The 22,985-nt window shown below is 71.1% G+C and carries 16 protein-coding genes and 1 pseudogene; 8 read left to right on the forward strand and 9 right to left on the reverse strand.

The features are described 5' to 3' along the window. Positions 1-190 (forward strand): annotated as a pseudogene (locus tag QJS33_RS16290) (sirohydrochlorin chelatase); the annotation flags it as partial. A 48-nt stretch (positions 191-238) separates the two neighbouring features. Here QJS33_RS16290 and pcaB read toward each other — a convergent pair. The 4 genes from pcaB to QJS33_RS16310 are packed head-to-tail and all read right to left on the reverse strand — an operon-like array spanning position 239 to position 6,819. Continuing rightward, positions 239-1,621 (reverse strand): 3-carboxy-cis,cis-muconate cycloisomerase, encoded by a 1,383-nt coding sequence (gene pcaB / locus QJS33_RS16295; protein ID WP_306368835.1) that lies wholly within the window; start codon positions 1,619-1,621, stop codon positions 239-241. Then, positions 1,618-3,594 (reverse strand): FAD/NAD(P)-binding domain-containing protein, encoded by a 1,977-nt coding sequence (locus QJS33_RS16300; RefSeq protein ID WP_306368836.1) that lies wholly within the window; start codon positions 3,592-3,594, stop codon positions 1,618-1,620. Before QJS33_RS16300 ends, pcaB begins: the two co-directional genes overlap by 4 nt. Next, positions 3,591-5,180 (reverse strand): class I adenylate-forming enzyme family protein, encoded by a 1,590-nt coding sequence (locus QJS33_RS16305; RefSeq protein ID WP_306368837.1) that lies wholly within the window; start codon positions 5,178-5,180, stop codon positions 3,591-3,593. The genes QJS33_RS16300 and QJS33_RS16305 overlap by 4 nt, the downstream gene beginning before the upstream one ends. Before the next feature lie 31 nt (positions 5,181-5,211). Further along, a complete protein-coding gene (locus tag QJS33_RS16310) occupies positions 5,212-6,819 on the reverse strand; it encodes a zinc-binding dehydrogenase (RefSeq protein WP_306368838.1) in 1,608 nt (535 codons plus the stop codon). 608 nt (positions 6,820-7,427) lie between these two features. On the opposite strand from QJS33_RS16310, the gene wrbA reads away from it, so the two are divergent. Both wrbA and QJS33_RS16320 read left to right on the forward strand, forming a co-directional pair. Beyond that, the gene (gene wrbA / locus QJS33_RS16315) at positions 7,428-8,039 is read left to right on the forward strand and encodes an NAD(P)H:quinone oxidoreductase (protein ID WP_306368839.1); all 612 of its coding nucleotides are present in this window, start codon (positions 7,428-7,430) and stop codon (positions 8,037-8,039) included. Positions 8,040-8,397: 358 nt separating this feature from the next. Then, positions 8,398-10,581 (forward strand): LuxR C-terminal-related transcriptional regulator, encoded by a 2,184-nt coding sequence (locus QJS33_RS16320; RefSeq protein ID WP_306368840.1) that lies wholly within the window; start codon positions 8,398-8,400, stop codon positions 10,579-10,581. Between the two features lie 25 nt (positions 10,582-10,606). Here the strand turns inward: QJS33_RS16320 and QJS33_RS16325 are convergent, their stop codons facing one another. The 5 genes from QJS33_RS16325 to QJS33_RS16345 all read right to left on the reverse strand — a co-directional run bounded on the left by QJS33_RS16325 (position 10,607) and on the right by QJS33_RS16345 (position 16,755). After that, on the reverse strand, positions 10,607-11,569 hold the full coding sequence (locus tag QJS33_RS16325) for a UbiA family prenyltransferase (RefSeq protein WP_306368841.1): 963 nt from the start codon (positions 11,567-11,569) through the stop codon (positions 10,607-10,609). Between the two features lie 38 nt (positions 11,570-11,607). Further along, the gene (ispG, locus tag QJS33_RS16330) at positions 11,608-12,765 is read right to left on the reverse strand and encodes a flavodoxin-dependent (E)-4-hydroxy-3-methylbut-2-enyl-diphosphate synthase (RefSeq protein ID WP_306368842.1); all 1,158 of its coding nucleotides are present in this window, start codon (positions 12,763-12,765) and stop codon (positions 11,608-11,610) included. Then, positions 12,762-14,624 carry a 1-deoxy-D-xylulose-5-phosphate synthase gene (locus QJS33_RS16335; protein WP_306368843.1) on the reverse strand — a complete coding sequence of 621 codons (1,863 nt, stop codon included), beginning with the start codon at positions 14,622-14,624 and terminating at the stop codon, positions 12,762-12,764. The genes ispG and QJS33_RS16335 overlap by 4 nt, the downstream gene beginning before the upstream one ends. Positions 14,625-14,692: 68 nt before the next feature. Next, entirely contained in the window at positions 14,693-15,736 is a 1,044-nt protein-coding gene (locus QJS33_RS16340) for a polyprenyl synthetase family protein (protein WP_306368844.1), read from the reverse strand. Further along, a complete protein-coding gene (locus QJS33_RS16345) occupies positions 15,733-16,755 on the reverse strand; it encodes a 4-hydroxy-3-methylbut-2-enyl diphosphate reductase (protein WP_306368845.1) in 1,023 nt (340 codons plus the stop codon). Before QJS33_RS16345 ends, QJS33_RS16340 begins: the two co-directional genes overlap by 4 nt. Before the next feature lie 348 nt (positions 16,756-17,103). Here QJS33_RS16345 and QJS33_RS16350 point away from each other — a divergent pair, with 348 nt between their 5' ends. The 5 genes from QJS33_RS16350 to QJS33_RS16370 all read left to right on the forward strand — a co-directional run bounded on the left by QJS33_RS16350 (position 17,104) and on the right by QJS33_RS16370 (position 22,976). Continuing rightward, positions 17,104-18,261 carry a transposase gene (locus QJS33_RS16350; RefSeq protein ID WP_306368846.1) on the forward strand — a complete coding sequence of 386 codons (1,158 nt, stop codon included), beginning with the start codon at positions 17,104-17,106 and terminating at the stop codon, positions 18,259-18,261. A gap of 124 nt (positions 18,262-18,385) precedes the next feature. Further along, on the forward strand, positions 18,386-19,555 hold the full coding sequence (locus QJS33_RS16355) for a 3-deoxy-7-phosphoheptulonate synthase (RefSeq protein ID WP_306368847.1): 1,170 nt from the start codon (positions 18,386-18,388) through the stop codon (positions 19,553-19,555). Positions 19,556-19,584: 29 nt separating this feature from the next. Beyond that, positions 19,585-20,355: a 2,3-dihydro-2,3-dihydroxybenzoate dehydrogenase gene (locus QJS33_RS16360; RefSeq protein WP_306368848.1), complete on the forward strand. Its 771-nt coding sequence runs from the start codon at positions 19,585-19,587 to the stop codon at positions 20,353-20,355. 51 nt (positions 20,356-20,406) lie between these two features. Further along, positions 20,407-21,087: an isochorismatase family protein gene (locus QJS33_RS16365; protein WP_306368849.1), complete on the forward strand. Its 681-nt coding sequence runs from the start codon at positions 20,407-20,409 to the stop codon at positions 21,085-21,087. Beyond that, complete coding sequence (locus tag QJS33_RS16370; RefSeq protein WP_306368850.1) at positions 21,087-22,976, forward strand: anthranilate synthase family protein; 1,890 nt, start codon at positions 21,087-21,089, stop codon at positions 22,974-22,976. The genes QJS33_RS16365 and QJS33_RS16370 overlap by 1 nt, the downstream gene beginning before the upstream one ends. Positions 22,977-22,985 lie beyond the last annotated feature (9 nt).

Raw genomic sequence — 22,985 nt, forward strand, 5'->3', positions numbered from 1 at the left:
GGGCGCGCGGCGGGTGGCGGTGTCCACCTACCTGCTGGCCCCGGGGTTCTTCGCCGACCGGGTCCGCGAGCAGGCGGAATCGGCGGGGGCGACCGCGGTGTCGGAGGTGCTGGGCGCCGCGCCGGAGCTGGCGCGGATCGTGTGGGAGCGGTACGACGCGGCGCTGGCGGCGCGGCACGCGCTGGTCTGACCGCAGACGTGTCGGGGGCGGGGTACACAGGGCCCCGCCCCGCGGACGTCAGCGGTCGCCCAGGGCCGCGTCCACCAGGGCCGCGGCGGCCCCCGTGTAGTCGCGGGGGTCGCACAGCGTCCGGAGTGCTGTGGCCGGCACGTCCTGAAGCTCGTCCTCCTCGGCCAGGACCCGGGCCAGCGGGCGGCCGTCACGGGCGGCCTCGGCGGAACAGCGTTCGAGCAGGCGACGCGCCGGGCCGCGGCCCAATCGCGGGGTGAGGAACGCGACGACCCGTTCGGCGCAGACGGCCGAACCGGTCGACCCGAGGTTGCGCTCGGCCTTCACGGTGTCGACGTCCATCCCCTCGACCAGCTCGACGAGGGTGTGCGCCGCTCCCCCGGTGAGGCGCAGGCATTCACGCAGCAGCACCCACTCGGCGTGCCACGCCCCGCCGGAACGCTCGTCCTCGGCGAGCAGGCAGCCGGTCAGTCCCGACGCCAGGGCGGGCACCTGGAGTGCGGCGCTGCGGACCATGGTGGCCAGCACGGGGTTGCGCTTGTGGGGCATGGCCGAGGAGGCCCCGTGTCCGGGCGGCCCGGGCTCGGCGACCTCGGCCACCTCGGTCCGGGACAGGTTGATCACGTCGACCGCGATCTTGCCCAGGGCCCCGGTCGTGAACGCCGTGACGGCGGCCAGGTCGGCGATCGGGGTGCGCAGGGCATGCCAGGGCAGGGTCGGGGCGGCCAGCCCGGTCTCCCTTGCGAACTCGCCGACCAGGGCGGTGGTGTAGGCAGCCGGAGACTCGTGGTCCTGGTCCGAGGCGTACTCCAGGTACCCGGCGAGTGTTCCGGCCGCTCCGCCCAGGGATACCGGCAGACCACCGTCCAGCAGCCGTGCGATCCGTGCACGGGCGTCCTCGACGAGCCGGAACCAGCCTGCGGCCCGCAGGCCCACTGTGGTGGGCACGGCGTGCAGGGCCAGGGTACGGGCGACGGCGGGGGCGTCCCGGTGGCGTCGGGCGAGTGCGGCCAGGTGGTCGGCGGCGGTGCTCAGATCCTCCCCGATGGCCCCCAGGGCACGGGCCGAGACCAGCATGGCACCGGTGTCGAACACGTCCTGGCTCGTGGAGCCCCGGTGTACGTACTCGGCGGCCTCGGGAGCGCGCTCGGCAACGATCCGGGTGAGCTCCCGGACCAGCGCCACGACAGGGTTGGCGTTCTCACGGGCCGACACCGCGATGGCGGCCAGGTCGAAGTACTCGGCGCGGGCCGCCCGGGTGATCTCGGCGGCCGCGGTCTCGGGCACCGTTCCCAGGCGGGCCTGGGAACGGGCCAGGGCGGCCTCGGCGTCCAGCATGGCCTGGAGCCAGGCCCGGTCGGAGACGAGGGACTCGACCGGGGTGCCGGCCCGGACGGGGGACAGCAGGCCGGTGTCGGTGGGCGGGTTCATACGATCACCCCGGTCAAGTGGTCGGCGGTCCCGGTACGTGTGGCGGAGGCGGGGGCCAGGGCCAGGACGGCTCGGGCGATGGCGTCGGAATCGCCCAGCGTCACCGAGTCCACCCCTGGGCGGGTGCCCGCCGCGGTGACCCAGTGGACCGCCTCGGTGGGCACCCCGTAGGCGAACCTGCGGGGGTGGGCCCGGCCCTGGGCGTCGATGGTCCGGTAGGGGCGTCGGGTGACCGCCATTCCCCCGGTTTCGAAGGGGGGAGCGCCGTTGACGGCGATGCGGTGCGCAGAGATCTGGTCGCTGTCGAGCAGGTGGCTTATGAGGGGGTCTGCGGTGCGGCGCAGGTCGGGCTCGGGCAGACGCGCCTCGATGAGCACTTTCGAGCGCACGGGCGGTCCGGGCGCGCGGGTGGACCGGGCCACGAAGTCCGGGGCCGCGGTGTCCAGCCGGACCTGGGTGCCGGGGCCGAGGATGTCCACGACGCCCGCCTCGATGAGGGCGATCAGTTCGCTGACCCGGGAGACGGGCGGGCCGATGGAGAGGTAGGCGTTGAGCGGGGTGTACCAGCCGTCCAGTTCGTCTCGGTGGGAGACACCCTCCAGCCCGCCGTGGTCGACCGCGAGCCGGACCTCGTTGCGCAGGTCGCGCAGAACGTCGAGGGCGGCCTTGGTCGGGTCCTCCACGTTCCCCCTTCGGGCCATCCGGACGTCCTCGCGCAGGTGTTCCAGCAGCCAGGAGCGGAACGCCGCGCGGTCGGCGAAGTCGCGTCCCGCGCAGGGACGGGCCACGCGGTCCCAGTCCCAGCGGTCCCGGGGGGCGATGCCGTACTCCCGCAGGAGCGCTTCGGGGTCGGCGGCGGTGAGGTAGCGGGAAACGAGATCCTCCCCGTCAGCGGAACCGCGGGACCGCAGGAGGGTGCCGTAGTAGACGGACTCGACCTCACGGGCGATGAAGGGCCACAGGTCCCGTTTCATGCTCAGTCCGCCGGCCGCCCTGGCGCGCATGCGCTCGACACGTTCGGCGGTGAGCAGGCGCGGCATGTACCGCCCGGAGGCGCCCTTCTGGTTCTCGCCCCGCGCGTGGTAGGGCACCCCCCTGCGGGAGAAGGCGTACAGCACGGGTTCCTCACCGCTGGGGAGGTAGACCAGGCGGTCCCCCTCCTCCCGGTAGGAGCCGCCGCGGCCCTCCGTGAACAGGGCCATGTGGTCGAAGAAGTTCAGGCCCAGCCCTCGTAGCAGGACGGGTGCTCCACCAGGGACCCGGGTCGTGTCCACATCGGCCGGATTGGCCGGGGCGATGTGGGTGAGGTGGTGGATCCTGGCCAGACTGGCGGTGCGCGCCTCAGAGGGTCCGGGACGCACCGGCAGGTGGCCCAGGGCGAGCACGATCGCGTCGAGGTGGTCCAGTCGGACACCGTTCTCCAGGCGCAGTCCCTGGGGGCCGTCCGTGAAGCCGAGGGTGTCGGCCATGGCGATGGCCCGGGACCGGTGCACCGTGATCCCGACGTGCTCGGGGGCTTTGGCCACGATCCCGTCCAGGCAGGCCTTCAGGTAGCTGCCGTAGAACGCCCGGGTGGGGTACGAGTCCGGGCCGAGGCGGCGGGCCTCGGCCACGGTCTCCTCGTCGTGACCGCCGAAGAGGGCCACCTCGCGGGCCCAGTCCGCCAGGGAGGGCCCGGGTTCGATCGGCCCGTCGATCACCACGCTCTCGTCGGTGAACACCGTCACCTGCGAGGCGACCGTGTTCATGAGCAGGATCCGGGACTGGTCCGTACGCCACACCGCCCCGGCCCCGGCGGGGTACGGGTCGATGAGGTGGATCACGATGCGCGAACGGGAGGGGTGTACCCGCTCGTTCGCGCAGAGCCGTTCGACCACCGACAGGCCGCGTGGCCCCGCCCCGACGACGCCGACCTCGAACCGGTCCGCGTCGGCCTCGCGCGGGGACGGGGCCCCGTCGGCACCAACGGTCATGTCCCCTCCCCCTCGGGCCCGACGCCGTGGCCGGATTTGAGCATTTCGACTATTTCGCGCCGCTTGATCTTGGTGGTGGCGGTCTGGGGCAGGTCCTCCAACCGCCAGTGGAGCGGCGGTTCCATGGCCGGCAGGTCCGCGGTGGCCGCACGCCAGGCGGCCTCGTCGAGCGGCACGTCATGGCGGGTGCACACGACGGGCACCGGCCTCCCCTCCGGAGAGGGGACGATGATGACCTCGATGAGGTCGGGAAGGCGGTCGAACAGCCGGTCCTCCACCTCCAGGGTGCTGTCGACCCCGTCGATCTCGTCGATCTCGCGGTCCAGCAGGTGCAGGCAGCCCCATTTGCTGAGGTAGCCGACGTCGCCCATGCGCCACCAGCCGCCGTTGACCTGCTTGCGCCAGCGCTCGTGCTCGCCGAGGTAGGTGATGATGCGGCCGTCGCTGCGCACCTCGATGTGACCGGGCGAGGTCCTGGTCGGGGTACGACCGTCGCGGGAGACCACCCGGACGTCGGTCATCCCTGGGAAGGGACGGCCCACACAGCGGCCGTCGGCGTCCGCGCCGCGGGCGCGCGTGTAGGTGCGGGCCGCGATGGGCCCCACCTCGCTCTGACCGTACGCCTGGGCGAACAGGGGCAGGTCCCGCCGGGAGGCGCTCAGCATCCTCTGTACGGTGCGCGGATGGATGGCGTCGAAGGTACTGCTGAAGTACTTGACGTTGGCCAGCGGTTCGCGGGGGTCGTCGGCGAGCGGCTCCCAGCGCAGGAAGGTATTGGGGTGCGCCTCGATGAAACCGGGGCGGACCCGGGCGAAGAGGGCCGCCACGTTCTCCTCGTCGTCGTCTCGCAGGATCACGAGGGGATGGCCCTGGAGGACGGAGATCGGCATCGCCGTGTACATCCGCGAGTGCACGAAGGAGACGTGGATGGCGATGGGTTCACGTCGGCGTACCGCGGCTCCCACCACCAGGCTCTGGGGCCGGTAGCGCGCCTGGAAGGTACGCCCGGTGTGCAATGCGAGTTTGGGCAGGCCCGTGGTGCCGGAGGTGTGAGTGACCATCGTGGGGTGGTCGGGCGGCATGGTGACGGGCCGGACCCGTGCGACCCCGGCCAGGGAGGCCAGGGGCACCGCGCCCTCGTACTCCCCCGCCGCCAGCAGGACGCGCTCGCTGAGGTCGAACACCTCGGCGGGCAGCTCCTTCTCCAGTTTGGCCTGGTCGGTGAGGAGGTAGGGGCGGTCGACCCGGCCCAGCAGGGCCGCGACGGTGGCCCCGTCGAGTTTGGGGGACAGCATGACCGGGATCGCGCCGATCCGAGCTGTCGCGCAGGCCAGAAGGGAGATGTCGAAGGCGTCGGACTTGTGCACGACCACGTGGTCGCCGGGCCGGATCCGCAGGGACCACAGCCGCGAGGCGAAGTCGTCCACCAGGTCCGCGATCTCGGTGAGGGTGAGTCGGCGCCCCCGCTCGGGCGCGATGTCCAGTTCGTGGTCGAGGATCACGGGGTTGGCCGGGTAGCGGGCCGCCGCACGATCGAAGAGGGTGCCCAGTCGGATGCCCCGGTTGGCTATGCGCTGAAGGAACACGGCTCGTCCGTTCTGTCGGTCGGGGTGGGGGTCAGCCCTCTTGGATCACACGCTTGATCCGGGCCAGGGTCACGTCGAGGTCCCGTTCGAGCTTGTCGGTCCACTCGGTGATGAAGCGCTTGCGACCCTCTTCGTCCAGGTCGGCTGTGATCTTGTGGATCCCGGCGGTGGCCCGGCCCATCCGGAAGTGGTGGGTCAGGACGGACCCGCCGTCATCGGTGGGCTCGATGTCGAATCCCCAGACGCTCTCCTGGTCCGCTCCGGCGTGGGAGAGCATCATCCAGCGGAAGGTTCGGCCGGGGTCGGCCTCCGTGACGCGGGCCTCGGTGTGCCATACGCCGCGGATCAGGGGCGCCCAGCCGACGACGTCGTCGGCGCGCAGGTTCTCGCCCCGGAAGACCGAGCCCACCTGCCGGGGCTCGCCGGAGATCCAAACGCCGCCACGGCATTCGGGACTCCATTCGGAGCTGCGCGGCAGATCGCTCACGACCTCGTACACCTGCTCTGGGGACGCGGACACCCGGACGCTCGCCCGCAGTTCGAAGAGGGGGGTGGTGTCGATGATGGATGCGCTCATGGCTGGAAGGTTCGCAAGGCCGGGCGAGGTGGCGCCAAACATCGGCCCAGAGTTGGTCAGGTCCGCCCCGCGTCGGGTCGCGGCGCGCACCGCGATGACGAACCGGCGTCCGCGGGCAGCCCCCTCCTCCACGGCACGGTGGACCCTCGCGGTGTGTTCCAGGGGCACGATGTCGTGCCGGCGAGGACGCAGGACACCGCGCGCGGCGAGCCGCCCCACCTGCGCGGCGGCCTCGGCCAGTTCGTCGACGGTCGCCTGGGAGATGGCGAAGCCCAGGATGGAGCGGTCTAGGAGGTAGAGGGATCCGACCGGCAGGACGGGGCGAGCGCCCATCCCCGCGAGCAGGACGAGGCGGCCGCGCCGGGCCAGCACGGCGAGGGCGGGTTCGACCTCGTTGCGGCCGGCCGCGTCGACGTACAGGTCCACGCCCCGGGGGTGCAGGTCGGCGATCCGTTCGTACAGTTCGGGGTCGCGGCGGTCGAGCACGGCGTGCGCACCGGAGCCGCGGCAGTGGTCGGTGTCGGCTGCGGACGCCACGGCGGTGACCCGGGCCCCGGCGTGGACGGCCATGGCCACCAGTGCGGTGCCGACGTTGCCGCCCGCGCCCACGACGACCACCTCCTCCTGTGGGCGCAGCCGACCGTGCGTGGCCAGGGCCAGGTAGGCGGTGGCGGCGGGGTGTGCCAGTGCGACGAGTGCGGCGGGGTCGACGCCCGCGGGCATCGGGTAGAGACGGTCGGCGGGCACGGCGACCCGTTCGGCGGCGGCCCCCTGTCTGCCGTCGTACCCCATGCTGAGCGACCAGACGGGTGTTCCCGGCGGGGGCCCGTCCTGGACGTCGGGCGCGGCGCGGACCACGCTGCCGACGAGATCGCGGCCCACAGCGAAGGGGAAGGTGAGGGGTGTTCGCCAGGCACCGGACCGGACGAAGGTGTCCACGTGGTTGACGGTGGCGAAGTCCACCTCGACCAGAACCTCCCCGGGGCCGGGATCGGGGTCCGGAAGCGTGCCATGGCGGATCAGTTCGGGCCCGCCGAGTCGGTCGATGTATGCGGCGTACATGGCCCCGATTCTGAGGGGACCGGGCTGGGGTTCCGGGAAGCGCGTCCGGGCTGTGTCACCTTCCGTCCTCATGTCGAATAAGAGTTCGAACAGAGAACACCCGAGGCCGAAGAGCGCGCGGATCGCTTTCCGGGCACGAATCCCCAGGTGGACACCGAAAACCGAGGGCTTTACAGGGCCGCCACACCCCGAAAACAGATACTCAGAGGATTGACAAAAATTTTGAGAAAAAAATATGCGGCGCCGCCCGCCCCACCAGCGCCAACGGTCGCCGAAATTCCTTCGAGCGCCGGAGGCCGCAGAAATCTCTCAACTAAAGGCAAATCAAGCGAAAGTACGTACCAAAAAGTACTCGGCACCAATCAACTCAAGACACATGGAAAACATGCGACACTCTGGTCACACATAGAACACCCCCAACACGACGCAAAGAAAAATCTTGCAGCGGATGAAAAATAATTCGCGCAGATCAAAAGCCCCCTGCCAAAAAAACGAGACTTGCCTCATAGCGCCATCGCCAACTAGCATCCAAACAGGGCACCCCCTCCAGTACATTGACCACTCTAAGTGACCAGCGAATTATCGCCATCCGTGAATAAAAAGGAACAATGACCGCTCGAATCTCTGTCATCTATTATTCGTCCACCGGAAACGTGCATGCCATCGCGGAGGCGATCTCGGAGGGCGCGGCCGACGCCGGCGCCGAGGTCCGCCTGCGCCGCGTCGCCGAGCACGCACCAGAGGAGGCCATCGCCTCCAACCCGGAGTGGCGGGCCCACCTGGACGCCACCGAGGACGTGCCCGTCGCCACATTGGAGGACCTGGCCTGGGCCGACGGCTTCGCCTTCGGGAGCCCGACGCGGTTCGGCAACGTCAGTTCACAGCTGAAGCAGTTCATCGACAGCGCCGGCGGCCTCTGGGAGGCGGGCGAGCTCGCCAACAAACCGGCCACCGGCTTCACCAGCAGCTACGAGATCCACGGTGGCCAGGAGTCCACCCTGCTGTCGCTTTACAACGTGATGCACCATTGGGGCTGCCTCATCGTCCCCACCGGCTACGTGGACTACGACATCGTCCACGAGGCGGGAGGCAACCCCTACGGCCTGTCCAGCCCTTCCTGCCAGGGTGCGCCTTCGAAGGCCGTCCTCAAGGCCGCCCGCTTCCAGGGGGAGCGGATGGCGCGCGTCTCCGGTCTGGTACGTCCCCTGCGCACCGTCTAGGAACACCGGGTGCCCGGCCTCCGCACGGGGTCGGGAATGGGCCACCCGCAGAACCGGACATCGGGCCTCCGGTCGGGGCGCCCGACCGGAGGCCCGCGCCGAAGGCCCTGCGGGCGCCTCGGCAGGTCCGCTGTGCCACCGGTATCGCCCCGCCGGAGGGCGGCGAACAAGAAAGCAGGCCACAGTGCTCACCCCGTCCCAGAGCATCTCTCATCCCCCCCGACCCGAACCGCATCCCTTCACTCCTTGGAATCACTTCCCCACTCCGCTCATCGGGCGCGAGACCGAACTGGAGACCCTCCGGCGAAGGCTGGCCGAGCCGAGTACCCGTATCGTCACCGTCACCGGACCGGTGGGGGTGGGCAAGAGCAGGCTGGCCGCGACCGCGTTCAACGATGTGCTGCCGACGTTCGCCGACGGGCTCTCCCTGGACCTGAGCAGGCTGGACTCCCCTACGGAACTCGAACAGACCGTGCACGCCGCCCTGGCGGAGAGCACGGTACCGCCGGGACGGCCGGACGGGGATCGCTTCCTGCTGGCGATGGACGGTTGCGACCGCTTCATGGACCGGCTCCCCTCGCTGCTGACCGGCCTGCTGGCCGCCCACCGCCACCTGTCGCTCCTGGTGGTCGCCCCCTGGTCGCTGGGGGTGTACGAGGAACAGGTGATGCGGCTGGCCCCGCTGGAGACCCCTTCGCTGAATGGGAGCGGGGGCCTGGCCCAGTCCCGCGGACTTCCGTCCGTACAGCTGTTCATACGCCGTACGCGGACCGTACGCCCGGAGTTCGAGCTCACCCCGGAGAACCACGACGCGGTCGCCCGCCTGTGCGCCCTGACCGACGGCCTTCCTCTGGCGATCGAACTGGCGGCCGCGCAGATGAAACTGTGCTCCCCTCAGGTCGTCCTGTCAGAGCTGGCACGGGACCTGGACGTACTCACGGTCGACGGCGGTGGCACGCTGTCCTCGCACACGAGCATGCGCTCGGCCATCTCCCTGTCCCTGAGCCGCCTGCACGACCTGGACCGGGAGTTCCTGGGGCAGATGGCGGCGTTCCACGAGGGTTTCGACCTGCCCTCGGCGGTCGCGGTGACCGGGCTGCCCGCAGCCCGTGTCCAGCACCTGATGGAGAGGTTGGTCGACATGAACGTGCTGTACACGGGTGAGTGCGAGGACGGCGATGTGACGTTCCGGCTGTCGTTCCTGACCCGCCGCCACGTCCTGGACCGGCTGCGTGAGACCGGCGGTCTGGAAAGGGTCCTGCGCTCGCACGCAGCCTACTTCCTCCAGCTCACCGACTGCCTCCACGGCCCCCCCGGGACCGACGAGCGCGAGCGGCTGCTGCCGCGCCTGCGCCAGTGGACGACGGACACGCTCTCCGCGATGGGCTTCCTACTGGACGACGGCGACCATGCGGGCGCGCTCCGGTTGGCCTTCGCCCTGCGCGGTTACTGGCACGGCAGCGGACGGGTCCGGGGGATCACCGAGATGCTGGAGCGGGTGCTGTCCGGTCCGGAGGTCCCCGAACGTGTGATCGTCGAAGGCCGCGGCATTCTGGGCGAACTGCTCATATGGGTGAACGAGTACGACCGCGCCGAGGCGCACCTGCGTGATTCCCTGAAGGGCTACGAGGCCGCCGGGGACGTCCGGGGCGCGGCCACCGGGCTGCGGCGCCTGGGCTCGCTCGCGATGTACCGCGGCGAGGTGGTGAGCGCCAGGGAACTCCTGGAGGAGGCCGTGGGGAAACTGGCGGCGCTGAACGAGGGGTACGAACAGGCGTTGGCCCTGAGGGACCTGGCGCTGTGCCTGGTGATGCTCGGCGACCACGCGGCCGCCGAGACCACGGCGGAACGGGCGCGGCGGGAGTTCGCCCGATGGGGCGACGACCGGGAGGAGGCCATGGTCGGCTGTCTCCTGGCCGAAGCCCTCTGGGCCCGTGGGGGCGCCGAGCGGGCCCTGCTCCGCTACCGCACCGCCCTGGAGGCGCTGCACGCCTGCGGTGACCGGGCCGCGTGCGCCACCGGGACGGAACGGGTGGCCGTGCTGCTCGCCCGGGAGCGGTCCGTCACCGACGAGTGCTGGCGCACCATCGCCCACTCACTGGGCGCGGCATCCGCCATGCGCTCGGGCACGGACTGCTCGCCTCCCGCTCCCCTGCGCTCGGCGGTGGCCGACACCGTCGAGCAGGCCCGGCTGCGCCTGGGCGTCAGGGAGTTCGCCGAGTGCCGGGCCCGGGGGCTGGCCCTGACCCCCCGAGAGACGATCGGCGAGATACTGGCCTCCTCCGGTCTGACGTCCCCGACCGGACGGGCCGCCCCACCCGAAGACGGACCGCTGACCAAAAGGGAATTCCAGGTGGCCGAACTCGTCGCCCGCGGCATGACCAACCGGGAGGTGGCCCGCAGCCTGGGCATCTCGGAATGGACCGCCGTCAACCACCTGCGGCGGATCATGCGCAAGCTCGACTGCTCCTCCCGTGTCCAGGTAGCCGGCTGGTTCACCCGGCAGGGGCGGCCGGTCGGATCGGCCGGTCGGCAGACCTGACCGGCCGCCTCGGACGGGCCGCCCCTCACAGGAAGAGGTACAGCAGGTTGAACGCGATCATGCAGGCGACCACGGTCCGAAAGGTCGCGATGCCCCGGCTGCGGGCGACCAACGGGTCCCCGGTGGCGAGGAAGCCCGTGTACTGCCGGACCCGCAGCACGGCGAACGGCGCGAGCACGAGTGCGAACCACCAGGGGGCGGCCCCGGTGAGCGGAGGAACGGCAACGATCAGGAGGTTGACCGCTGTCAGGGCACCCAGGAACACCCGGTTGCCACGTGCGGAGGTGAGCACGGCCACCGTGCGCCGTCCGGCTGCGGAGTCCCCGGGGATGTCGTTGGTGTTGGAGTAGCCCGCGATGAGGAGCTGACCGAACCCGAACAACAGCCCCTGGACCACGACCAGGAGGGGCAGTTCCCCCGTGGCCAGGCTGTAGGGGGCCAGCAGGAAGGCGGTCGCCGAGAACAGCAGTACCGCCTCCCCCAACCCGTGGTAGCTGAGCTTCAGCCCCCACGAGTACTGGACGCTCAGGAACAGGAGCAGGGCGATCAGGACGGCCGCCCCGAGGGTGGGGTGCGGGGTGACCAGGAGTGCCAGGGTCCACCACACCGCGCCCCACACCAGGCTGAGATGGCCGAACCGCCGGGCCTGGGCCACGGTCAGCTCCCCGGTGAGCAGTGGTTTGCGTTCGAGGGGACGCAGCGCGGTGTCCTCGACCTCGACGTAATTGGCGGTGTCGCTGCCGTCTTCGGCACCGGTGACGTCGTCCAGGGTCATGACGGCGGACAGGACGCCGAGCATGCCGAGCGCGAAGAACAGCAGGGTGCGCGGTACGCCGTCGGCGGTGAGGCCGTCCACGCCCAGGATGGTGGCGACGATGACGAGGGTGAGCAGGAAGTCGATGACGAACTTGTACTTGATCAGCCGGGCGTAGCGTCCCGCGGTGGTGAGGAGGCCTGCCATGGAGGAGGTGGGTGCGTCGATGCTCATTTCGCTCCGTGGTGGGTGGGGTGGGTCGGATGTAGGGGTCAGCCCGCGACGGCGACGGTGGGCTCGCCCGGCCCCACCCCGGCCTCGCCCATCTCCTCGGCGATGCGCATGGCCTCCTCGATCAGGGTCTCCACGATCTTGGACTCCGGCACCGTCTTGATGACCTCGCCCTTGACGAAGATCTGGCCCTTGCCGTTACCGGAGGCCACACCCAGATCGGCCTCACGGGCCTCGCCCGGACCGTTGACCACGCACCCCATCACGGCCACCCGCAGCGGCACCTCCAGACCCTCCAGCCCGGCGGTGACCTCCTCCGCCAGCGTGTACACGTCCACCTGGGCACGCCCGCAACTGGGGCAGGACACGATCTCCAGACCCCGCTCGCGCAGACCCAGCGACTCCAGGATCTGCGCGCCGACCTTGACCTCCTCGGCCGGCGGCGCCGACAGCGACACACGGATGGTGTCGCCGATGCCCTCCGAGAGCAGGGCGCCGAACGCCACCGCGGACTTGATGGTGCCCTGGAAGGCGGGACCGGCCTCGGTCACCCCCAGGTGCAGCGGGTAGTCGCAGGCCGAGGCGAGCCGGCGGTAGGCGTTGACCATGACGACCGGGTCGTTGTGCTTGACCGAGATCTTGATGTCGCGGAAACCGTGCTCCTCGAACAGGGAGCACTCCCACAGCGCCGACTCCACCAGCGCCTCGGGGGTGGCCCTGCCGTACTTGGCCAGCAGGCGCTTGTCCAGGGACCCGGCGTTGACGCCGATGCGGATCGGGGTGCCCGCCTCGCCCGCGGCCCTGGCGATCTCGGCGACCTTGTCGTCGAACTTCTTGATGTTGCCCGGGTTGACGCGCACCGCCGCGCAGCCCGCGTCGATGGCCTGGAACACGTACTTGGGCTGGAAGTGGATGTCGGCGATCACCGGGATCTGCGACTTCTTGGCGATGATCGGCAGCGCGTCGGCGTCGTCGTTGGTGGGCACCGCCACCCGGACGATCTGGCAGCCCGAGGCGGTCAGCTCGGCGATCTGCTGGAGGGTCGCGTTGATGTCGGAGGTGCGGGTGGTGGTCATGGACTGCACGGACACCGGCGCGTCCCCGCCCACGGGGACGTTGCCGACCATGATCTGCCGGGTCTTGCGCCGGGTCGCCAGCGGGCGCGGCGGGGTGGCGGGAATGCCGAGATCGACGGTCACAGTGCTTCTCCCTCGGATGTCGTGCGCAGGGTGCGGGCCATGGCGTCACCGGTGAGGCCGCGCAGTCCGGCCGCGAACTCCGGGTCCCGCTCCGCGCCGCGCAGCACGGCCATGTCCTCGGCGGCCGCCGTCGAGACGTCGTCGATGGTCAGCCCGCACAGGGACAGCACGTCGGCGCGGCCGCCGTGGTCCAGGAATCGGCGGGGGATGCCGAACTCGCGCAGCGGGGTGGTGACGTGCGCGTCGCGCAACGCCTGGGCGATGGTGGATCCCACGCCACCCACCCGGCTGTTGTCCTCCACCGTGATCACCAGGCGGTGTCGGCGGGCCATGTCCGCCAGGCCCGGGGCGACCGGCGAGACCCAGCGCGGGTCCACCACCGTCACACCGTGCCCCAGGGCGATGAGGCGGTCGGCGACCCCCAGGGCCACCCGCGACAGCGCGCCGATCGACACCACCAGGACGTCCAGGGCTCCCTGGCGGCGCAGGACGTCCATACCGCCGAACACCGCCTCGGTCGGGATGTCGGGCCCGGTGGCGCCCTTGGGGAAGCGCACCAGGGTGGGCCCCTCCTCCCAGGAGACGGCCTCCCTGAGGAGTTCGGCCAGCCGGGTCCCGTCGCGGGGGGCGCAGATGCGCAGGCCCGGGACGACCTGAAGGACGGACATGTCCCACATGCCGTTGTGACTGGGACCGTCGTCACCGGTGACCCCCGACCTGTCCAGGACGAAGGTGACGGCCCGCCGGTGCAGGGCGACGTCCATGAGGAGCTGGTCCAGGGCACGGTTGACGAAGGTGGAGTAGATGGCCACCACGGGGTGGACACCGCCCATGGACAGCCCGGCCGCCATCGTCACCGCGTGCTGCTCGGCGATGCCGACGTCGATGACACGGTCGGGAAAGCGTTCGCGGAACGGCAGCAGCCCGGTGGGCTCGGTCATCGCCGCGGTGACGGCGACCACGTCGAGGCGCTCGGCGGCGATACGGGTGATGTGTTCACCGAACACGGCGCTGAAGGAGGGGCCGGAGGGAGCCGAGAGCGGCCGTCCGGTCCGACGGTCCATGGGGCGGATGGCATGCCCCCTGTCGAGCTCGTTCTCCTCCGTGGGCGTGAAACCGCGCCCCTTCTCGGTGACGGCGTGCACGACGACCGGGCCGGGGGTCCGCCGGGCCCGGACGAGGGCCTCCCTCAGTGCGGGGATGTCGTGGCCGTCCACCGGTCCCAGGTAGGTCAGCCCCAGTTGCTCGAACACGCTGAGGTCGGCGTCGCCGCCGCGCAGGCGCGCGCAGTGGTCGGCGAAACCGCCGGTGGTGGGGTCGTAGGAGCGTTCGTTGTCGTTGAGCACGATGACCAGGGGGCGATCGGGGCCGCCGCCGATGTTGTTGAGCGCCTCCCAGGCCATTCCGCCGGTCATGGCGCCGTCTCCGATGACGGCGACCACGGCCCGGTCGGCGGTCCCGGTGAGGGCGTTCGCGCGGGCCAGCCCGTCCGCGTAGGACAGCGCGGTCGAGGCGTGGGAGTTCTCCACCAGGTCGTGTTCGGACTCGGCCCGGGAGGGGTAGCCGGACAGGCCGCCCGCCTTGCGGAGCCGGTCGAACCCGTCACGGCGGCCCGTGAGCAGCTTGTGGACGTAGGACTGGTGCCCGGTGTCCCAGAGCAGGCGGTCCTTCGGGGAGTCGAAGACGGTGTGCAGTGCGATGGTCAGCTCCACCACCCCGAGGTTGGGGCCGAGGTGGCCGCCGGAGGCGGTGACCCGGTCGATGAGGAACTCGCGGATCTCCTCTGCGAGCTCGCGGAGCCGTTCGTCGGACAACCCGCGCAGCGATGCGGGTCCCTCGATGGTGTCCAGTAAAGCCATGTGTTCACTCCTCGGGAGGGCAGCGGAGCGGTCCTGATCTGCGGGGCGGAGCCGCGCGTGGCACCCGTTCAACGGTTGCGGTAGGCGACCTCGTGCGCCATGGCGACGAGTTCGTCACGCCATGCGGAGTCCAGGGACGAGTGCTCCAACGCCTGGACGGCGTCGGCGACCAGTTCGCCGATGCGCTCTTCGATGACGTCGCCGATCCCCAGGGAGTCGAGGCGGTCGCGCAGTCGGGGCACGTCCCACTCGGGTTGCTCCACCAGGGCCCGCACGTGGGCGTCGCGTCGTACCGCCAGGGCCAGGAGCAGGGTCATCTTGTGGGTCTCCAGGTCGTGGCCGACCGGTTTCCCGGTGTGATCGCTGTCCCCGAAGAGGTCGATCAGGTCGTCACGGAGTTGGAACGCCTCCCCCAGGGACTCCCCGTAGCGTTCGAACACCGGAGCCAGGTCGTGGCGTCCGGCCAGAGCGGCGCCGAGCAGCAGGGGCCGGTGGATGCTGTAGCGGCCCGACTTGCAGACGGCGATCCAGCGGGACAGGTCGGGATCGACGACCGAGCGGGCCGCGACGTCGACGTCCAAGTGCTGGCCGATGACGATCTCGGTGAGGAAAGCGTTCCAGATCAAGCGTACGCCGGGTGGCAGTTCGGCGGTGAGCCGGTCGGCCAGGATGTCGGCGAAGTCCCCGGACAGCACGGCCACCCCCTCGCCGTAGCGGCGGGCCTCGCCCCGCCAGCGGTGGTCGATGTGGTCGCGCAGATGGCGCACGTGGGCGGTGACGCGCCCCCGCCGCAGGTCGGAGTCGTCCAGGACGTCGTCGTGCAGGAGCGCACCGACGTGGACGAGCTCGACGGCGGCGGCGCAGTCGACGGCCCGGGTGTCCTCGGGGTCACCGCCGGCGGCCAGGTGACCGCTGAGCAGGAACGCGGGGCGCAGACGCTTGCCGCCAGCGGTGACCAGCGACGCCACATCGTCCACCGGTACGCAGGCCCGGGGGTCGATCCGGGCCCACCGTTCGCGTTCTGCGCGCAGCAGGGTGTCGAGCCGGCTCTCGACGCGGTCCAGCAGGCGGGTGCGCAGGTCTCGGAGGTCGTCGACGGCGGGTGTCGTCATGGGGTCCCCTTCGCGGGTGCGGGTCGGCTGCCGGTGTCCGCGGTGCGGGCGAGCCGTGTCGGCGGAGAGAAGACGATGTCCTCCCGCGCGACGCTCTCCAGCTCGGTGTCCCGAAAGCCGTGGTCGGCGAGGAGGTCGAGCAGTTCCTCGACCAGGACGTCGGGGGCGCTGGCCCCGGCGCTCACCCCGACCGTGGAGACCCCGTCGAGCCACTGCGGGGAGAACTCGCCCACGTCGGGCACGAGGTGGGCGGCGGAACCGGACCGACGCGCCACCTCGACCATGCGCACGGAGTTACTGGAGTTGCGGGAGCCCACCACGAGGACGAGGTCGCTCCGGGGGGCGATGGCCTTGATGGCGTCCTGGCGGTTCTGGCTGGCATAGCAGATGTCGTCGGTGCCGGGTCCGGTGAGGTCGTGGAACCGGTCCCGGAGCACTTCGACGATCTCGCGGGTCTCGTCGACCGACAGGGTGGTCTGGGTGAGGTAAGCCAGCGGGGTGTCGGCCGGCAGGTCAAGGGCACGGGCGTCCTCGACCGTCTCCACGATCACGGTCCTGTCGGGCGCGTGCCCGTGGGTGCCCTCGACCTCCTCGTGTCCGGAATGGCCGATGAGCAGGATGGTGCGGTCGGCCCTGGCCACGCGCAGGGCCTGCTGGTGGACCTTGGCGACCAGGGGACAGGTGGCGTCGATGACGTCCAGCCGGCGTCTCCCGGCGTTGCGGCGCACTTCGGGTGAGACGCCGTGGGCCGAGAAGACGCACACCTCCCCTTCGGGGATCTCGTCCTCGGAGTCCACGAACACCGCGCCACGCTGGCGCAGTACGCGCACCACGTAGTGGTTGTGGACGATCTCCTTGCGCACGTAGACCGGCGGGCCGTACCTCTCCAAAGCGATCTCGATTATGGATATCGCCCGACGGACGCCCGCACAAAAACCTCGCGGTTCAGCGAGGATCACTTTCTTTCGCTGCACCTCAACGCCACCTCCAGTGACCCGGTACCGGTTTTCGCAGGACACCGTGAGGGTCGCCCTCCGGTGTTATCCGTCTCTTCGTTCACGCTTCCCCGACTCTGTAACCACGGCCGATGCCCGGTCAATACAGGGGCAAGGGAAATAGCAGGAATCAGCTACATGTGACCAAGCTCTGCTGGGCAGGCCGCTGTCAAACTCTTGTCATTCACAGAACAGCGGGTCCGTTCTTAGTGTGAGAGTCGCTCCGAAAACAGGAAAAACGAACGCCCCTGCTGGGCCGAGCAAAGTTCATCGAAGCGGAGAATCCGCGTGAATACCGTGATCGAACCCGTGGAGAACGGGACCCCTCCACCGCCCGTCCCCCCGTCCCCGACAGCTCTCCCGCCGGCCGCCGTGCCCGAACACGACCCGCTGCTGGGCGGCCTGGTCGACGAGCTGTTCGCCTCTCTGACGCGCAGTGACCAGCGCCGCAAGGGAACGGACTATCTGCGCGGGCTGCTGAGCACCCCGGGCCGCAAATCGGTCCGGAACATGGCGGCCGCCCTGGGCGGCTCCGGGACCGGTCAGAGCCTGCACCATTTCGTGTGCAACTCCACGTGGGAATGGTCACCGGTGCGCCAGGCCCTGGCCCGGTACACGATGCGCGAATCACCGCCTCAGGCGTGGGTGGTGCGGACCCTGGTCATCCCGAAGGTCGGCCGACACTCGGTGGGCGTCAGCCGCTATTTCTCCCCGGACCGGGGGCATGTGGTGAACGCCCAGCGCGCGGTGGGGGTGTGGCTGGCCTCCGAGCGGCTGAGCGTTCCCGTGGAGTGGCGGCTGCACCTTCCCGGGCGGTGGCGGGGGGCGCTGGACTGCGGTGCCCCCAGCCCCGCGATGGCCCAGGCGGAGACCCTGGTGGGGTGCGCCGCCGAAGCGAGCCTCGGCATGATCGAGAACTGGGGGCTGCCTCCGCGCCCGGTCATCCTCGACCTGGACGACACCGACCCGCTGCCCGCGTTCCGGCGCCTGTGCGCGGCCGGGCTGCGCCCCGCGGCACGGATCCGGCGGGAGCTGGAACTGCGGGTGACCGACCCCGCCCTCATCGGCCACCGGGGGCGGACCCTGCCCGCCGGCCTGGTGATGCGGGCCGCACAGGAACTGCGCCGGCCGGTGCCGAGCGCCTCCGCGGACCGCCGTGTCCGATGGGTCGCGGCGGTACGGGTGTCCCGGCCCTCGGCCGCGCCGCTCGCCGCGACGGCACCCGAGGAGGACCTGCTGTTGGTCGGGATCGGCCGGGGTGGGCGGCCCTGGCCGCAGGAGCTGTGGCTGGTCAGACCGCCGGAGACCCACGCCGGCCCCGCGGCGCTGTGGGCGAGCGGCCTGGTGGACGGGGTGGGACGGTCCCTGACCCAGATCGGCGACCGGGTGGGCATGCGGGACTACGCGGGCCGCTCGTTCAACGGGTGGCACCGGCACATCACGCTCGTCTCGGTGGCCCACACCTTCCTCGCCCTGTCCCCGGTCGGCGGAGGGCGCGTCCGGCCCGCGGACGTCCCCGCAGCGACATGACCAAGTACCGCCGACTTCGCCTGACCGGGCCGAAGACCTCGGCACACTCGAACGGTCGGTGCCGGGCGAGCCGATCCTCCCCCGCCGCGCCGAAGCACCAACGTACCCGGATCATGGAGCAGCCGTGAAGACCGAGTCGCCCGACCTGCGCCACCGACCCGCGCCCCAGCAGCCCGAATGGGCCGAGGACCCGCGGTTGTCCGCGGTCCTCGAACGGCTCCGGGCCCGCCCCGGGCTGGTGCGGATCGAAGACGTGGACCGGCTGAACGGCCTACTGGCGCTGGTCGCGGCGGGAGAGGCCGGGGTCGTCATCGCCGGAGACTGCGCCGAGGACCCCGGCCGGTGCGACGCCGGAACCGTCTCCGCCCAGAAGGCCCTCATCGACACCGTGGCCGAGGTCCTGGCCTCGGCGACGGGGAAACCGGTGGTGCGGGTGGGACGGATCGCCGGGCAGTTCGCCAAACCGCGCTCACGGCCCACCGAGGTCGTCGGGGGGCGTGAGCTGCCGGTGTACCGGGGACACCTGATCAACGGCCCGGGAGAGACCCCGGACGACCGCGTGCACGACCCCGGGCGCCTGTTGGCGTGCCACGACGCGGCGCGCACCGTCCTGGAACACCTGGGCTGGCATCCCGGTCGCGGCGGCCCGTCCCGGACAGCGTCGCTGTGGACGGCGCACGAGGCCCTGGTACTCGACTACGAGGTCCCCGCGCTGCGCCGCACCGCGGACGGACGGACCCTGCTGACCTCCACGCACTGGCCCTGGGTGGGCGACCGGACCCGCCATCCCGGGGGCGCGCACGTGGCCCTGCTGTCGGGGATCGCCAATCCGGTGGCCTGCAAGGTCGGTCCGTCGGCGACCGTCGAGCAGGTGCTGGAGGTGTGCGCCCGCCTGGACCCCGATCGGACACCGGGTCGGCTCACCCTCGTCTCCCGCCAGGGGGCGGGAGGGGCGAACGCGCTGTACCGCTTGGTCATGGCCGTGCGCGCGGCGGGCCACCCGGTGATCTGGATGAGCGACCCGATGCACGGCAACACCATCAGGACGCCCTCGGGGCTCAAGACCCGCTATGTTCCGGCGATCGTGCGGGAGGTGCGCGAGTTCCGGATGGCGGTGCAGGCGGCCGGCGGCATCGCCGGGGGCCTGCACCTGGAGGCCACCCACGAACCGGTCACCGAATGCGTCTCCGACGCCTCCGAGATCGACCGGGTGGGCGACCGGTACACCAGCCTGTGCGATCCCCGGCTCGACCCGGCCCAGGCGGTCGCGGTGGCGTCGGCGTGGAACCTGTGAGATCCCCTGGGAAACGAGAGGAATCCCCGATGGAGTCAAGGGTGGCCCTGGTGACCGGGGCAGCGGGTGGTATCGGAGCCGCGGTGGCGCGCGCCCTGGGCGGGCTCGGCACGGTGGTCGCCCTGGTGGACCGGGACGGTCCCGGGCTGGCGAAGGTCGCCGCCGGGCTCACGGCCGGGGGAGCGCGTGCGGTGGCGATCACGGCGGACGTGGCGGCTCCGGGAGAGGCCGAACGGGTGGTCGCCGAGGCCGAGGACGCCCTGGGCCCGCTGGATCACCTGGTCAATGCCGCCGGGGTGCTGAGGATGGGCGGGGCCTGGGAACTGGACGACCGGCAGTGGGCCGAGAGCCTGGAGGCGAACGCCACCGGCGTCTTCACCATGTCCCGGGCGGCGGCGCGCGGCATGGTGACGCGGTCGAGCGGGTCCATCGTCACCGTGGCCTCCAACGCCGCGGGTACAGCGCGCGCCGGCATGGCCGCCTACGCGGCCTCGAAGGCCGCGGCGGTGGCGTTCACCCGCTGCCTGGGGCTGGAACTGGCCGGACACGGAGTGCGCTGCAACGTCGTGGCACCGGGCTCCACGGACACACCGATGCTGCGTTCGATGTGGAAGGACGCCACCGGCCCCCGGACCACCCTCGACGGCGACCCCGACGCCTTCCGGGTGGGCATCCCCTTGCGGCGGATAGCCGATCCCGGCGACGTCGCGGACGCGGTGGTGTTCCTGCTGTCCGACAGGGCCCGGCACATCACCATGCAGACGCTCACCGTGGACGGAGGGGCCACCTTGGGCGTGTGAACCCACCCGTGTCGGCAACCGCACCGGACGACCAGCAGCAGGAGGACGACCATGCCAGGCATCCCACCCATCCGGCACTACGCCATGCCCGCAGCCGACGACCTGCCGGCCAACACCGCGCGGTGGGAACTCGACCCCGCGCGGGCCGTCCTACTCGTCCACGACATGCAGCGGTTCTTCCTGCGGCCGTTCGCCTCCACCTCGGAACCGTACGGAACGCTGATGAAGAACTGCGTCCTGCTGCGTGAGTACGCCTCACGGGCGGGGGCACGGGTCGCCTACACCGCCCAGCCCGGCCGGATGACCACGCGCGAACGCGGCCTGCTCCGCGATTTCTGGGGGCCGGGCATGACCACCTCCGCGGAGGACCGGGAGGTGGTGGAGCCTCTCGCCCCCGAGGAGGGCGACTGGATGTTCACCAAGTGGCGGTACAGCGCCTTCCACCGCTCGGACCTGCTGGAGCGCATGCGCGCCGAGGACCGCGACCAGCTGGTGCTGTGCGGTGTGTACGCACACGTGGGCGTGCTGATGACGGGGGTGGACGCCTTCACCCACGACATCCGGGTGTTCCTTGCGGCCGACGCGGTCGCCGACTTCGACGTGGAACACCACCGCCTCGCCCTGGACTACGCCGCGACGCGGTGCGCCGTGGTCGCACCCACCGAGTGGCTGCTCGACCGTATGACCGTCCCCGGGGCCGAACGGAGCCCGGCCGAAGTGGAGGAGGAGTGATGACCGCACACCCCGGCGAACCCGGTTCCGGAGACCTGCTCGACCGGATCGTCTCCGGCGCCGTGCCCGCGTTCGCGCTCGTGCACCGACCCGAGTCCGGCCCCGGAGGGATCGAGGTGCTGGCCGGCGAGGTGTCGCTGCACGATTCCCTCGCCGACATCCCCCTGGGGAGGGCCGCAGGCACGGCCACCGCCCCGGGGTGGGACGTCCTGGCGGCCGTACCGTACCGACAGATCTCGGAGCGGGGGTTCGAGCACGTCGACGACGGCGCTCCGATCGTCTCGCTGAGGATCTCCGAGTGTCACGAGGTGTCCGTGCAACAGGTGCTGGAGCGCGTCCCCGACACCGGGCTGGTGGTGGACGGCGGCGGCTTCGACATCGACGACGACACCTATTCGGACACCGTGCGGCGGGTCATCGCCGAGGAGATCGGACACGGTGAGGGCTCCAACTTCGTGCTCCGCCGCTCCTTCACCGCGCGGATCGGAGGGTTCGGCCACGACAGCGCGCTCACCCTGTTCCGTCGGCTCCTGGAGCAGGAGTCGGGCACCTACTGGACGTTCGTGCTCTTCACCCCCGACCACGTCCTGGTGGGTGCCACCCCGGAGCGGCACGTCAGCCTGGAGGCCGGGGCGGCGGTGATGAACCCGATCAGCGGCACCTACCGGTACCCGGCGGGCGGCCCCACCCTGGACGGGATGGTCGGGTTCCTGGCCGACCGCAAGGAGGCCGACGAGCTGTACATGGTGGTGGACGAGGAACTGAAGATGATGGCCCGGATCTGCGACTCCGGGCTGCGGGTCATGGGGCCGAGGCTCAAGGAGATGGCCCGGCTGGCGCACACCGAGTACCTGATCAGGGGCGAATGCGACCGGGACCCGCGGGAGATCCTGCGCGAGACGATGTTCGCGCCCACCGTCACCGGCAGCCCGCTGGAGAACGCCTGCCGGGTGATCGCGCGGTACGAGGCTTCGGGGCGGGGGCATTACAGCGGGGCGCTGGCGCTCATCGGCCGCGACGCCCAGGGGGCGGCGGCACTGGACTCGGCGATCCTCATCCGCACCGCCGAGATCGACCGGGCCGGCCGCCTGCGACTGTCGGTGGGGGCGACCCTGGTGCGCCACTCCGTCCCGGAGTCGGAGGTGGTGGAGACACGGGCGAAGGCGGCCGGAATGCTGAGCGCGCTGAACTCCGACCGTTCGGGGACCCTGGCGGACCACCCCACGGTGCGGGACGCGCTGGCCGACCGGAACGCGCGCCTGTCGGGCTTCTGGCTGGGCCGGCCCTGCCCCTCCCCCGGGGTGACCCTGGACGGGATGGAGATCCTTGTGGTCGACGCCGAGGACACCTTCACCGCGATGCTCGCCCACCAGCTGCGCTCGTCCGGGGCGTCGGTGCGGGTGCGCGGGTTCGCCGAGGAGCTCTCCCCCGACGGGTACGACCTGGTGATCATGGGCCCGGGACCGGGCGACCCCCGGAATGTGGACCATCCCAAGATCGCCCGGGTCCGCGCGAGCGTGCGGACCCTGCTCGCACGGCGCCGCCCCTTCCTGGCCGTGTGCCTGAGCCACCAAGCGCTCAGTCTGGAACTCGGACTGCGGGTGTCGCGCCGGAAGAACCCCAACCAGGGGGCCCAGCACCTGATCGACCTGTTCGGCCACAAGGAGCTGGTGGGCTTCTACAACACCTTCTCGACGCACTGCGAGGAGGACAAGATCCACTGCGAGGGTGTGGGCGCGGTGGAGGTGAGCCGCGACTCCGGCACCGGTGAGGTGCACGCGCTGCGCGGACCGTGGTTCGCCTCGGTGCAGTTCCACACGGAGTCGGTGCTGACACGCAACGGGGTGGGTGTCATCACCCGCCTGATCACCGATCTGACGACGGGCTGAGGTTCCCGG

It is taken from the genome of Nocardiopsis sp. CC223A (genome assembly GCF_030766825.1).
Classification (GTDB): domain Bacteria; phylum Actinomycetota; class Actinomycetes; order Streptosporangiales; family Streptosporangiaceae; genus Nocardiopsis.

Coding starts and splice junctions, on each gene's coding strand:
- QJS33_RS16360 (WP_306368848.1), top strand. CDS start 19,585: ATGGAGTCAAGGGTGGCCCTGGTGACCGGGGCAGCGGGTGGTATCGGA.
- QJS33_RS16340 (WP_306368844.1), bottom strand. CDS start 15,736: ATGACGACACCCGCCGTCGACGACCTCCGAGACCTGCGCACCCGCCTG.
- QJS33_RS16365 (WP_306368849.1), top strand. CDS start 20,407: ATGCCAGGCATCCCACCCATCCGGCACTACGCCATGCCCGCAGCCGAC.
- QJS33_RS16325 (WP_306368841.1), bottom strand. CDS start 11,569: ATGAGCATCGACGCACCCACCTCCTCCATGGCAGGCCTCCTCACCACC.
- QJS33_RS16300 (WP_306368836.1), bottom strand. CDS start 3,594: ATGACCGTTGGTGCCGACGGGGCCCCGTCCCCGCGCGAGGCCGACGCG.
- pcaB (WP_306368835.1), bottom strand. CDS start 1,621: ATGAACCCGCCCACCGACACCGGCCTGCTGTCCCCCGTCCGGGCCGGC.
- wrbA (WP_306368839.1), top strand. CDS start 7,428: ATGACCGCTCGAATCTCTGTCATCTATTATTCGTCCACCGGAAACGTG.
- QJS33_RS16370 (WP_306368850.1), top strand. CDS start 21,087: ATGACCGCACACCCCGGCGAACCCGGTTCCGGAGACCTGCTCGACCGG.
- QJS33_RS16335 (WP_306368843.1), bottom strand. CDS start 14,624: ATGGCTTTACTGGACACCATCGAGGGACCCGCATCGCTGCGCGGGTTG.
- QJS33_RS16310 (WP_306368838.1), bottom strand. CDS start 6,819: ATGTACGCCGCATACATCGACCGACTCGGCGGGCCCGAACTGATCCGC.